Genomic DNA, 12,398 nt, shown 5'->3' on the forward strand with positions numbered 1-12,398 from the left:
AATCGAACCTGAGGCTGCCGCAGTCTGATGTCAGCGACACAGTTGGGGCAAGGCGATAAGCGTTGTCGCGCCGCCGCGCGAAGCGGCTGCCACGCCCTCAGGGTGGCAGCCACAGGTGAATTGAGGTTGGGACCCTAGGCCGCTTCACTTAGCGTGGGCGCTTTGCGACTCTCGCCCTTGCCGATCGTCAACAGGTCCCAGACCAGCAGAACCACGCCGGCGGTCGTCACCAGACCGAACAGGAGCCGCCAGTGCATGGCCTGCTTGAACCAGACCTGGTTCTGCGCCGCGAAGTAGCCTTCCCAGGTCGATCCACCCACTGCGCGCTCGACGAAGGACTGCTCGTAGCCGGCGATCAGGAGTGCCACCGTCATGCCCATCACGCCCAGGTTCAGCAGCGCCAACGCCCATTTCCATTTCCAGCCGTTGCCCGGCAGGTCACCACCCATCCAGACATCGCCGCGCCATTTCTGCACGGCCAGATAGAAAAAGGCGATGTTGATCGTCGCGTACGCACCGAAGAACGCCAGATGGCCGTGTGACGCGGACCACTGCGTGCCGTGGGTATACAGGTTGATTTGCGGCAGCGTATGCATGAATCCCCAGACACCGGCGCCTAAAAAGTTGCCGAAAGTGTGCGCGATGATCCACGCCAGCGCCGGATGGTTGCGGCTCTTGAAGTTGTGCACACCGGCGTCATAGACGGAATGCACGACCATCGCGACCAGCGGAATCGGCTCCAGTGCCGAGAAAAAGCCGCCGATCGAGAACCAGTAATCCGGCGTGCCGATCCAGAAGTAATGATGGCCGAGGCCCAGAATGCCGGAGCCAAACATCAGCGCGACTTCGATGTATAGCCAGGTCTGGACGATCTTGCGGCGCGCGCCCAACAGATGCATCAGGGACCACGCCATGATGCAGCCGACCAGCACTTCCCAGGTCGCTTCGACCCACAGATGGATCACCCACCACCACCAGTACTGATCCGCGGTGATATTGGTCAGGTAGAACATGCCGGCGACGTACAGGCCCGCCAGCGCGACCAGGTCCAGGGTCAGCACGCCCGCGATACCAGACCAGCGGCCCTTCATGAACGTCCCGGCGACGTTGTAGAAGAACACCAGCATGACCGCCACGATGCCGATGTCGGCCCAACGCGGGGCTTCGATGTATTCGCGGCCTTCGTTGATGAACCAGATGCTCGCATCCTTTCCGGGACCGGTCTGGATCAACAGGTAGACCAGCACGACCACGGTGACTGCGGCGGTCAGCACGTAGAACGCAACATTGCCCCACTTGAGACCGGCGATCTCAGTGCCGCTTTCATCTTCGAGAAACCAGTAGATCGAACCGATGAAGCCGTACAGCAGCCAGACGACCATCGCGTTGATGTGCACCATCCGATTGACGTTGAAGTCGAGGATGCCGTGCAGGAAACCGGGCGCGACGAACTGGATGCCGGAGAGCATGCCGAACAGCACCTGTGCGAGGAAGAGTACGACTGCAACGGCGAAATACTTGACCGCGAGTTGCTGACCGCCGTTCAGATGCGGGCTGTCCAGGGCATCGAAAGCACCGGCGATGCGGTGGGGTAGAGCGGCGACGGAGTAGATCATGGCTGCACCTGTGCGTTCAGGGTCTTGAAGTTATGCGGAAAGCCGTTGGTGTCGATGGCCGACATCCATTTCAGGAAGGCGACCACGCCTTTGGCTTCCTCGTCGGTCAGGCCGAGGTTGGGCATCACCCGGCCGGAACCGAAAGTCCGCGCGTTCCGCTCCGGATCCTTCAGAAACGCGAGCATCAAGGTTTCACGGCTGGCGGCGCTGATCCAGCCGGGATCGAGCCAGGCTTTCGTGAGGTCGGGGGCGTAGTAGGCCCCATTGCCGAGGAGGGTATGGCAATTCATGCAGTTCTTGGTCTGCACGGTCTTCTTGCCCAGGTCCACCAGGGTCTCAGCTTCCGCCTCGCTCAACGGCTTGCCGAACAGCGGCTCATCCTTGCCGATCACCGGGGCGTAGCGATTTTGTTTGTCGTCGAAGCGGTAGTCGATCTCCTTGTTGATCACGCTGTAGCTGCGCACCCGTTGGCCCCCGACGGATGTTTTCGACAGCGTGTCGAAGGTCAGCACGATCAGGATCACGAACGATCCGGCGGTGACCCAGATCGCGATCTTCTTCCAGAAATCCTCCGATGACCATCGGGGCGGTTTTGCGCTCATGGCGTTTTCCTTGTTACAGTTGAAGAAGGAAGGTTCTCTCCGTTTTGGTCCGCGGAGACTTCCCGGGTTTCGGCATGCTCAGCGCGGTGGGTGGCCGCGCACAGATGCCAGATCGCGTGCGGGGCCAGCAGATAGCCCAGCAGCATCAGGACGGTCACCAGGGTCCAGTTACCATGCAGATGAGCGGCCTGGGCCAGCGCGTAGACGGCGATGGCCAGCGTCGCGTAGCAAGCATAGGCCCAGGGCATCAGATGCCGACGGTTGCCGAGTCGCGCCCAGGCGAACAGCCCGGCATAGCCGGCACCGAACAGAATCACCGCCGCGGCTGAAAAGAAAGTCACGAAAAAATCCTGAAGTGCGACGGGTTCGATCACGGTTTCAATGCCTCGGCGACCAAGAGCGTCATCGTTAGGGGCTGTCCGCACCCCGCAGGTAAGCTCGGAGTGCGTCGCCGCTGACGGGATGACGGCATCGCCTGGCTCATCCTGCGTCGCCGGCCAGTGCGCGGGCTGCCGGGAAGAGTATGTTGTTCTCCAGATGGATGTGCCGCATCAAGTCGCGCTCCAGTGCTGCAAGCGCGTGGTAAGTGCTGCGGTAGGTCGTGCAAGCGTCGGTCGGTGCCTCAAAGTCGTTCGTGAGTCGCCGTAGCTGTTTCAGCAGGCTGCCTGCCGCTTCGTGCTCGCTTAGCATCTGCCGCAGGGGATTTTCGATCGACCCGAAGCAGGCCGCGGGAGGCGAGGGCGACTCCCCTTGCCAGTGTCGCTCGAAGTCCCGGATGTAAGGGAACAGGATCCGCTCTTCCTTCATCAGATGAGGAAGCAACTCGGCCTGCAGCGCCATGAACGCATCACGGACGGCGTTCAGTTCGGGGTGCCGCTCGCCATGGTGTGCGGTGACCTTTTCCACGAGATCCTGGATGCGCGGCAATTCGGCTCGCGTGAAGGCGTGGTGGGTGTCGACGATGAATGTAATGAGTTCAGCGAGCGTGCGGGTGGGCGCAACGGGTTGCGTGTCGCCCGGTGCCAACGCCGCGTCCAGTGCGATCATGACCTGCTGCAGATCGTGGCCAGCCGACCGGCAGGCTTCGGCGAGGCTTTGTTGACCGCCGCAGCAATAATCGAAGCGGTAGTCCTCGAGCACGCGCGCGCCGGCGTTCGACGAGGCCAGATCCTTCAGTGGTGTCTGTGGCGTGATGACCATCGGGCATCCTCCTTCAGTTGGTGTCGCTGGCGCCGGGTGGGCTGACGACAAAAGCGTCGGCATAGATGTCCTTCATCGATGCGCCGGCCAGGAATGCGCGCTTCTTGGCTGATTTGACCATCTCGGGATGGCCGCACAGGTATACGCGCCAGTTCTTCAGCGACCCGGTTTCCTGTAGTGCGATGTCGTGGACGCGGCCTCGCGCGTGGCCGTGGGGTGCCTCGGGTCCCGAAAGGCACGGCGTATAGTCGAAGTTCGGCTGGCTTCGGGCGAGATCCCGCAACTCGCGCATCAGATAAAGGCCGCGGCGGTCCCGGCTGCCATGGAACAGGCGGATCGGCCCGGAATGTCCCCGCTGCAGTGCGTCGCGCGCGATCCCGAAAAGCGGGGCCAGGCCGGACCCGGTACCCACCAGCAACAGGCCCTGGTCCTTGTCGCCGTCCGTGTAGAAGCATTCGCCGGCCGGGCCGCGGATGTCCACCCGATGACCGGGACGGAGTTCCTCGTGTACCCAGCGACTGGCCTGTCCTTGCGGAACGCGTCTGACATGCAGATGCAGGTGTTCGTCGTGGTCTGGCACGCTGGCGAGCGAATAGCTTCGGCTGAGTTGCGCATCGCGGACCAGATTGATGAATTGGCCAGCACGGTAATCGAGCGGGTCATGGCATTCCAGGACAACCTTCATGACCTCCGCGTTAAGCAGTTCGAGGCCTCGGACTGTCGCGGGAATGCTGTTGTCGTGGGTCGTAGCCTCCAGGCTGGCGATTGCCAGGTTCTCGGTTGGCTGACACACACACGCGAGGAAGTGATTGCGCGCCTTCAGGCTGTCCCGCAGCCCCTTCTGAGCGGCTGCGGGTGGCGTTCCATCGACGGCTCGCATCAGGCAGCCCTGACACAGGCCGCTGCGACAGGAGTGCGGGACAGGGATTCCTTGTTCGAGCAGACAGTCCAGCACTGACTGCCCTTCGCGGATGGGCCAGGAGTCGCGGCCGTAGCTTAGGATCGGCATTTCTCTCACGTCCCTTAGCGTTCTGCAGCGCGCTTGACGGGCACAGTTCGCGGTGCTCAGCGATTCAGCACGTCGTTGCGGGTACTTTCGGCGATCGCGCCGACCTGGGCGATCAGTTCGTCGCGGACTCCCAGTTCTCGCAGCGTCGACGCCAGATTCTCGATAACGGCATCCACGTGGCCGTCGCTGAGACCTCGTGGGACCAGGTGCGCGTGAGCGCGACGCATGTCCTGGCCGGTGTAGTGGTGCGGGCCACCGAAGGCCATGGTCAGGAAGGCCTTCTGCTTCGCAGCCTGCTTGTCCATATCCACGTCTTCGAAGAAGTGGCTGATGCGGTCATCGCTCAGCACCTTGCGATAGAAGATGTCCACCGCGGCGTCCACTGCCGGTTCTCCTCCGAGTTGTGCGTACAGTGAATCGTGCGTCTGGGTCCACCAATCGCTCATCTTGCTGGTCATGCGTTTGATCTCCGCGGCTTTTAAAATGGATTTATGATACAAGTTATCGCGCAGGGGTAGGCCATCGCATTCCTTGATGTATCGATACGAACCTGTATCTGAGATGTAAGAATAAGAAGCTGGTTGCGTGATGTCAATGATCTTGCTCATTGAGTAGCGCGTAATCTCAAATTTGTAAGAAGTACAAGAGATGCAGCTTACGCAGTTCACGGATTATTCGCTGCGGGTGTTGATCCACCTGGCAAGACTGCCGACACCCGGGGTCGCGACCGTTTCCGACATCGCCCGTCACTACGCTGTCTCGCGCAATCACCTCGTCAAGGTCGTGCACAATCTCGCGACTCACGGTTTCATCCAGACGACCCGGGGCAAAGGCGGCGGGATGCAGCTGGCGAGGCCGGCGCGCATGATCGGTGTGGGGGAGGTGGTCCGCGTGACGGAGCCCAACATGAATCTGGTCGAGTGTTTTGATCCGAAGCTCAATGAATGCCGGATCGTCCGAGGTTGCTACCTGAAGGCGATCCTGCACGAGGCGCGACGATCGTTCATGCAGGTGTTGGACCAGTACACCCTCGCCGACGCGGCCGGCGTCGATGCGTTGGTAACGAACGAGTCGGTAGCGTCCAGCGAGCGTGCCTCGGAGGTTGCTGGCTCCGGGGGCGGGAAATGAGGGATGTCATTCCTGTTGTCGAGCGGCGCTAATTCGCGATGCGGAAATTGCGAAGCAGCTTTATGTCACGCTGGAGGGAAGGGCGCCGTTGCGGTTCTCGATCCGCTGCGCCGGCGAGTCCTGATCGGAGTCGTGTCTTACGCGAATGCGCCGACGACAACCCGGAATGCGGCACCAGCCAAGCTTCGGCCGCGCATCATCTATGCCTAATGACCGCCCCTCCGCCCAACTCGTCGCCGTGATCGTGCCGTTCCGATGCGAGGTCGACGGGGTGTTGCACGAAGCGAATCCGATAACCTCAACGTTAAGCGAGTCGCATGACGCGTCCAAACCGATTCCACGTTCTTTTCAGCTATGGCTTCCGGCCTTTCTTTCTGCTGCTCGGCGTCTACGCGGTCGTCATCGTCACGCTCTGGGGTTTGATCCTGGCGGGTGTGCTGGACTGGAGCGGTTCGGTCTCGGCGTTCATCGCACACGGCCATGAGATGGTGTTCGGGTTCGCCGGCTGCGCCATTGCCGGGTTTCTGTTGACGGCTGTCGCGACCTGGACTGGCCGGCCCCCCATCGCCGGACCGCCGCTGTTGCTGCTGAGCGGACCGTGGCTTCTCGCTCGGATCGCTGCATTGGGTCCGGATTGGTCGAGTTTCTCGGTGTGGGCGGCCGGAAGCTGTCTGTTCTGGCTGACGCTGTCGTTATTGATCGCACGGGAGGTGTTCCCAGCGCGCAATACGCGAAACTACAAGGTGCCGGCGATGTTGCTCGCCTTTTTGATCGCCGAGGTAGTGTTCTTCGCAGCGGGTCCGGAACACGGCGACGTTCAGGCTGCCTGCTTGCGGCTTGGGTTGTTCCTGGTCCTGGGGATGATTTCACTCGTTGGCGACCGGATCCTGCCTGCCTTCACCCAGAACTGGCTGCGCGCGAACCGGCCGCAGCTCGCGATTCAGCTGCCGACTTTCGACCGTCTCGACCAGGTGGCGGTGATACTGATGGCGATGTTCGCCGTGGCCTGGGTGGTGGTGCCCGATGGAGTGGGGACCGGCTGGCTCGGATTGGCTGCGGCGGCCGCTCAGGCGGCGCGCGTGGCGCTCGGCCATACCGGAATGCCCCTGATGGCCTCGGCCCGAATGCGATGGGCCTTCTAACTGATTAGCGTGGGGACCGTGGGACGGCTTGCTTCCGTTTACGCGAGCGAAGGCCTATGGCTGTCCGCAGTAGCGTGGGTCGGCGCCTACGGGCTGTTTGTCTCCCAGTACGCGCCGATCCTGTTGCAACCGAGAGTAGACTGTAACCGCTAGCAGCGCCTTGGGCCGATATGGTCGAGGTGACCTGATGGGCCGTATGGTGTCAGGTCTCCCTGAACCGTGAAACCCGGGCGTCCGCCCCGTCTTCGTCGACTGCGGGCAAGCCTGAGCAAGTGACCCCGATTCAGTTCCTGAGTCCGGCTGGTAAAATGTGACACCAGGTTCCCCGCTCACTGAGCGGCACCGGCCACACCTCGTCAGATGAATGTCTTCAGTCAATTCGGTGTGTGAAATGGTTCCGAAGCGCAGCCCCATAGTCGGACCCTGGCTCGGTTCGGTCGCCTGCGGCGATGCGATGAGCGCACTGATCCGGACCAAAGACTGGTCAGCCACGCCCATCGGATCGCCCGAGAACTGGTCACCCGCCTTGCGGATGGTCGTGCAGCTGATGCTCGCGAATCGCTTTCCCATGCTGCTGTGGTGGGGCGATACGTTCTGCTCGATCTACAACGACGCCTACGTCCCCATTCTCGGCGCGAAACACCCCTGGGCGCTCGGCCGGCCCGTGAGCGAATGCTGGAGCGAGACCTGGGGAATCCTTCAGCCCCTGATCGAGACGCCGTACCGCGGTGGCCCGGCCACGTGGATGGACGACCTCTGTCTGGAACTCAACCGGCGGGGCTACCTCGAGGAGACCCATTTCACCATCGCCTATAGCCCGGTGCCCGACGAAACTGCGCCGAGCGGCATCGGCGGCGTGCTGGCCACGGTGCACGAGATCACCGGCAAGGTTATCGGGGACCGGCGCGTGGCCGTCTTGCGCGACCTGGGCGCGCGGTCCGCCGAGGCGCGGACGGCCATGGAGGCTTGTGCCACCGCGGCCGACACGCTATCCCGGCATTCCAAAGATCTTCCCTTCGCCCTGCTCTACCTGATCGACCCGGACCGCAACGCGGCCCGTCTGGCGGGTGCCGCCGGCGTCGACGCAGAACACCCGGCCGGACCGGCCGTCATGTCCTTGGAAGACACGGCGGACGAAACGCTGTGGCCGATCCTGGCAGCGCTGCGCAGCGAGGCCCCGCAAACCGTAGAGAACCTGGCGCAATATCTGGGAGACCAGGTGCCCGCCGGCCCGTGGTCGGATCCACCGCACATGGCGGTGGTGATACCGATTCTGTCCAACAAGGCGCATGTCCCGGCCGGGTTTCTGGTGGCCGGTGTCAGCGCCCGAATCAGTTGGGATGACGCGTACCTGGATTTTCTGACCCTGGTTGCCTCCCAGCTTGCCACCGGTATCGCCAACGCGCGCGAGTACGAGGAAGAACGGAAGCGCGCCGAAGCACTGGCCGAGATCGACCGGGCCAAGACCGTCTTCTTCTCCAACGTTAGCCATGAGTTCCGCACCCCGCTGACCTTGTTGCTCGGTCCGACCGAGGATGCCATCGCGTCGCCTGACCGGGCGCTCCGGGGTGAAGGCTTGGCCACCGTGCATCGGAACGCCCGGCGTCTGCTGAAGCTGGTCAACACCCTGCTGGACTTCTCCCGTCTGGAGGCTGGCCGCGTACAGGCCTGTTACGAACCGGTGGATCTCCCCGGCCTCACGGCCGACCTCGCCAGTGTGTTCCGAGCGGCGATTGAACGCGCGGGCTTACGGTTCCACGTGCACTGTCCGGCACTGCCCGACGGCGCAGAACCGGCCTATGTCGATCGGGAGCTGTGGGAAAAGATCGTCCTGAATCTGCTGTCGAACGCCTTGAAGTTCACGTTGACCGGCGCGATCGAGGTGCGAGTCGAAGCCCGAGGCGCGCAGGTCCAGCTGGTCGTGCGCGATACCGGAATCGGCATTCCCGCGTCGGAACTGCCCCGTGTTTTCGAACGTTTCCACCGCGTCCAAAACCGAGGGGGGCGAAGCCACGAGGGTTCCGGTATCGGCCTGGCCCTGGTGCGAGAACTGGTCAAGCTGCATGGCGGGAGCGTGAGTGTCGACAGCGCCGAAGGCCGAGGCAGCATGTTCACCGTTACGCTGCCGTTAGGCAAGGCCCACCTGGATCCGAGACGGATCGGCCCTCCGTCAGGTCCGTTGGACCGCGGCACCCGAGCGTACCCGATCCTTGAGGAAGCCCTGAGCTGGCTGCCGCATGCCCAGCAGTCAGCAGCGCGGCCCAGGAGCCTGGAGCACGAAGTCTTGTTCGAAGCCGAGCCGGGTCGACGCGCGGAGCCTCAGTTGCGTGAACTATCGGGCCGTATCCTGTGGGTCGACGACAACGCCGACTTGCGCGCCTATGTGGCGCGGCTTCTGGGCGAGCGCTTTCAAGTGGAAGCAGTGGCCGACGGTGAGGCGGCACTCGCCGCTGCCCGCACGCGACCGCCCGACTTGGTACTCGCCGACGTGATGATGCCCCGGCTGGACGGGTTCGGTCTGCTGCGCGCCCTGCGCGCCGATCCGGCGACGGCCAGCATACCGGTCATGCTGCTTTCAGCGCGTGCCGGCGAGGAGAGCCGGATCGAAGGTCTGGAGGCCGGTGCCGATGACTATCTGATCAAACCCTTCAGCGCGCGGGAGCTTTTGGCTCGGGTCGAGGGTGCTCTCAAGCTCGCCCGTTCGCGTCAGGAGAACGAGGCTGCGCTGCGCGCGAGCGAGGAGCGACTGAGCTTCGCACTGGAAACGAGCCGTATCGGAGCCTGGGACCTGGATCTGGTGGAGCACACCGCATTTCGCTCTCCGGAACACGACCGTATCTTCGGTTACGAGCAGCTGTTGCCCCACTGGACTTACGAGATGTTTCTCGACCATGTGCTGCCGGAGGATCGCGGCGCCGTGGACGCTGCGTTTCGAACGGCCAAGGGCTCGGGTCAGGACTGGAGCTTCGAATGCCGCATCCGTCGCGCCGATGGCGAGGTCCGCTGGATCTGGGCGGCCGGCCGGCATCGCACGGACGCCGGTGGCCGGCCGTGCCGGATGGCGGGTATCGTCCAGGACATCACCGAGCGCAAGCGCGTGGACGAGCAGCGCCAGCAGTTCGTGTCGCTGGTGGAGACCAGCCACGAGTTCATCGGCATGTGCGATCTTCAACTGAAGCCGTTTTACATCAATCCGGCTGGCTTGCAGATGGTCGGTCTACCTGATCGGGATCGGGCGCTGGCAACGTCCGTGACGGACTTTTTCTTTCCCGAAGACAGGGCGCTCATCATGGAGGAGTTCTTTCCCGGGGTGCTGAGGAGCGGCCATGGCGAAATCGAAATCCGTTTCCGGCATTTCAAGACGGGGGAGCCGCTGTGGATGATTTATGCCGTGTTTGCCCTCCGGGACGCGGCCGGTCAGACCAGCGGCTACGCGACGGTGAGCCGCGACATCACCGAGCGCAAGCGGACGGAGCAAGCCCTGCTCGAGGCCGACCGCCGCAAGGACGAGTTTCTGGCGACACTCGCGCATGAGCTGCGAAATCCACTGGCACCGATAAGGAACGGCTTGACCCTGCTGCGGCAGGCCGGAGGGGACCGGGCAAGCGCTGAACCCGTCCGCGCGATGATGGAGCGTCAGGTGGACCATCTGGTCGAGTTAGTTGACGATCTTCTGGAGGTCTCGCGGATCACGCGGGGCAAGATTGCGTTGAGAAAAGCGCGGATCGTGCTTTCGGATATTCTGGGGCAGGCGCTGGAAACCAGTCAGCCGCTCATTCAGGCCGGTGGGCATAGGGTTACGGTCACCCTGCCGGAAGAACCGCTGCGCCTGGAGGCCGACCCCTCGCGACTCGTCCAGATTTTCTCGAATCTGCTCAACAACGCGGCCAAATACACCGATGCCGGCGGGCAGATCAGCATTACCGCGGAACGGCAGGGCAGCGAGGTCGCGGTGAGCGTCCGCGATACCGGGATCGGCATTCCCGCCGAGATGTTGCCCAAGGTCTTCGACCTCTTTGCCCAGGTTGACCGCACCCTGGGCCGTGCGCAGGGCGGTCTCGGCATCGGGCTGGCGCTGGTGCGGCGCCTGGTCGAGATGCACGGAGGACGGGTCGAGGTGCGCAGTGGCGGCGCCGGCCAGGGCAGTGAATTCCTCGTGCATCTGCCGCTGCTAGCCGAGTTTACGGTCGGAATCGACGCGCCGGCAGCGAGTCGGGCGGCATCGACCAGTGCTTCCGCGGGTCGTCGCTTCCTCGTGGTGGATGACAGTCGTGACGCAGCCGACACTCTGGCCTTGCTGTTGCAGACGTCAGGGGCTGAGGTCCGGGTGGCCTATGACGGGCCGTCGGCCTTGAAGCTCGTGGTGGAATTCAAGCCCGCTGCTGTGCTGTTGGATCTCGGCATGCCGGGTATGGACGGTTACGCAACGGCGCGCCGTATCCGGGAGTTGCCGGGCGGGTCCGAGATGATGCTGATTGCTCTGACCGGCTGGGGCCAGGACGACGATCGACGCCGCACCCGCGAGGCGGGGTTCGATCACCACTTGGTGAAGCCGGTCAACTTCAGTCTGTTGCAGACCCTCCTGGCGTCCTTGGGGCCGGCCGAGCATAAAGCCTGACGCCCGTGAGTCGTCCGCCGTCTGCCCTGGATCGGTGCCGTCCTGTTTTCGTACGTGCCCCGAGCCTCACGGCGGGCGTGCGTTAAGCGAAATGGCGGTTGACGGCTCACCCCAGGTCTCCCGTTTATTGGCGGATTTCCGGTCACTCCGCCTCTCCGCATGATTTGCGCTGTGGACCGCAGCACAGCGCGGATTCGGCCAACAAGCGGGTTTCAACGAGTCGGGTCCGAGTGAGAGTTGTGCGGTTCCTGTCCGATGCGCCGAGCTAGCTCTCAGGCGCCGCTTGAAAAGGCCAGAATCTCCCGTAGAAACAGCAGCAAACACCGATCTTGCCGCGGTGTGCGGAGGGAGATTTCGGGTAAGGGAGCTTGCCGGCGGAGCTTGGCGGCAAAAAGCAGGGGTTGTGGCCGGTGGTCCTAGCGAGCCGCCGCGGTGCGACAACCCCTGTGTAGTGTAGGGCCCGCCGAGCGTTCGATGTCGGCCCGGCGGGTCAAGGGTGATGGGCTCATTTGGTGTTGCAGATCAGGTTCTCGGGGCAGGCGTTGTTGATGGCGCCGCCATTGGCCTTGATCACGTCAACCGTATCGAAGAAGTCATACGGGCTGGCGGCATCCTTGAACCACCACCAGAACAGATGCGTGGCATTGATGCCCTGCGGGTCGTTGACCGCGAAGTGGAACACGTCGTCCAGGGTCAGGAGGCCTTCGCCGACCGGGTTCTCTTTCCAGATCAGATGCGTCGGCTGCACGGCCATCAGCGAATAGGTGCGGCCGGCGTACTGCGGGAAGAACTCATAGGCATCGTTGGTATACAGGGTGCTGGGCAGCGTATCCGGGCCGCCGAAGCCGACGCCGTTGCGATACAGATGGTCGACCAGTTCGGCCGTGTAGGGCGCGGTGCGCCAGTTGACCCACATATTCGTCAGCGAGGTTGGATAGGCGCTGGGCAGGGCGCTCGCCAGCCGTTTCAGCTGATCGACGTAGGCGCGCGTGCTGGGTGCCACGACGGCGCTTTCTTCAGTGGTGACGCCCTCGAACAGCGGGTCCTGGTCGAGTGCCTTACCCAGCGCCTGGTGCGCCGCGA

General features: G+C 63.2%; 11 protein-coding genes. 4 read left to right on the forward strand and 7 right to left on the reverse strand.

Annotation, left to right across the window (positions count from 1 at the left end):
- Nucleotides 1–134: 134 nt before the first annotated feature.
- From ACW73L_RS21830 to ACW73L_RS21855, 6 genes are all read right to left on the reverse strand, one after another.
- The gene (locus tag ACW73L_RS21830) at nucleotides 135–1,616 is read right to left on the reverse strand and encodes a cbb3-type cytochrome c oxidase subunit I (protein ID WP_498924655.1); all 1,482 of its coding nucleotides are present in this window, start codon (nucleotides 1,614–1,616) and stop codon (nucleotides 135–137) included.
- A complete protein-coding gene (locus ACW73L_RS21835) occupies nucleotides 1,613–2,218 on the reverse strand; it encodes a c-type cytochrome (protein WP_498924656.1) in 606 nt (201 codons plus the stop codon). The genes ACW73L_RS21830 and ACW73L_RS21835 overlap by 4 nt, the downstream gene beginning before the upstream one ends.
- Entirely contained in the window at nucleotides 2,215–2,592 is a 378-nt protein-coding gene (locus ACW73L_RS21840) for a hypothetical protein (RefSeq protein ID WP_498924657.1), read from the reverse strand. Before ACW73L_RS21840 ends, ACW73L_RS21835 begins: the two co-directional genes overlap by 4 nt.
- 106 nt (nucleotides 2,593–2,698) lie before the next feature.
- Nucleotides 2,699–3,418: an iron-sulfur cluster repair di-iron protein gene (gene ric / locus ACW73L_RS21845; protein ID WP_498924658.1), complete on the reverse strand. Its 720-nt coding sequence runs from the start codon at nucleotides 3,416–3,418 to the stop codon at nucleotides 2,699–2,701.
- 13 nt (nucleotides 3,419–3,431) lie between these two features.
- Nucleotides 3,432–4,427 carry an FAD-binding oxidoreductase gene (locus ACW73L_RS21850; protein ID WP_498924659.1) on the reverse strand — a complete coding sequence of 332 codons (996 nt, stop codon included), beginning with the start codon at nucleotides 4,425–4,427 and terminating at the stop codon, nucleotides 3,432–3,434.
- A gap of 56 nt (nucleotides 4,428–4,483) precedes the next feature.
- Nucleotides 4,484–4,885 carry a group I truncated hemoglobin gene (locus ACW73L_RS21855; RefSeq protein WP_498924660.1) on the reverse strand — a complete coding sequence of 134 codons (402 nt, stop codon included), beginning with the start codon at nucleotides 4,883–4,885 and terminating at the stop codon, nucleotides 4,484–4,486.
- Nucleotides 4,886–5,075: 190 nt separating this feature from the next.
- On the opposite strand from ACW73L_RS21855, the gene ACW73L_RS21860 reads away from it, so the two are divergent.
- The 4 genes from ACW73L_RS21860 to ACW73L_RS21875 all read left to right on the forward strand — a co-directional run bounded on the left by ACW73L_RS21860 (nucleotide 5,076) and on the right by ACW73L_RS21875 (nucleotide 11,315).
- Nucleotides 5,076–5,555, forward strand: coding sequence for an RrF2 family transcriptional regulator (locus tag ACW73L_RS21860; RefSeq protein WP_498924661.1), 480 nt, complete (start codon nucleotides 5,076–5,078; stop codon nucleotides 5,553–5,555).
- A gap of 317 nt (nucleotides 5,556–5,872) precedes the next feature.
- Nucleotides 5,873–6,697, forward strand: coding sequence for an NnrS family protein (locus ACW73L_RS21865; protein WP_498924662.1), 825 nt, complete (start codon nucleotides 5,873–5,875; stop codon nucleotides 6,695–6,697).
- 9 nt (nucleotides 6,698–6,706) lie between these two features.
- Nucleotides 6,707–6,850 (forward strand): NnrS family protein, encoded by a 144-nt coding sequence (locus tag ACW73L_RS21870; protein ID WP_498924663.1) that lies wholly within the window; start codon nucleotides 6,707–6,709, stop codon nucleotides 6,848–6,850.
- A gap of 238 nt (nucleotides 6,851–7,088) precedes the next feature.
- Nucleotides 7,089–11,315: an ATP-binding protein gene (locus ACW73L_RS21875; RefSeq protein WP_498924664.1), complete on the forward strand. Its 4,227-nt coding sequence runs from the start codon at nucleotides 7,089–7,091 to the stop codon at nucleotides 11,313–11,315.
- Nucleotides 11,316–11,820: 505 nt separating this feature from the next.
- Here the strand turns inward: ACW73L_RS21875 and ACW73L_RS21880 are convergent.
- The coding region (locus ACW73L_RS21880) for a hypothetical protein (protein ID WP_498924665.1) at nucleotides 11,821–12,398 on the reverse strand (578 nt) is incomplete at its 5' end.

Source organism: Methylolobus aquaticus (genome assembly GCF_054172105.1).

Bases quoted from the DNA above. Each gene is read 5' to 3' on its own strand.
- ACW73L_RS21850 (WP_498924659.1), bottom strand. From the start codon at position 4,427: ATGCCGATCCTAAGCTACGGCCGCGACTCCTGGCCCATCCGCGAAGGG.
- ric (WP_498924658.1), bottom strand. From the start codon at position 3,418: ATGGTCATCACGCCACAGACACCACTGAAGGATCTGGCCTCGTCGAAC.
- ACW73L_RS21865 (WP_498924662.1), top strand. From the start codon at position 5,873: ATGACGCGTCCAAACCGATTCCACGTTCTTTTCAGCTATGGCTTCCGG.
- ACW73L_RS21875 (WP_498924664.1), top strand. From the start codon at position 7,089: ATGGTTCCGAAGCGCAGCCCCATAGTCGGACCCTGGCTCGGTTCGGTC.
- ACW73L_RS21860 (WP_498924661.1), top strand. From the start codon at position 5,076: ATGCAGCTTACGCAGTTCACGGATTATTCGCTGCGGGTGTTGATCCAC.
- ACW73L_RS21830 (WP_498924655.1), bottom strand. From the start codon at position 1,616: ATGATCTACTCCGTCGCCGCTCTACCCCACCGCATCGCCGGTGCTTTC.
- ACW73L_RS21855 (WP_498924660.1), bottom strand. From the start codon at position 4,885: ATGACCAGCAAGATGAGCGATTGGTGGACCCAGACGCACGATTCACTG.
- ACW73L_RS21835 (WP_498924656.1), bottom strand. From the start codon at position 2,218: ATGAGCGCAAAACCGCCCCGATGGTCATCGGAGGATTTCTGGAAGAAG.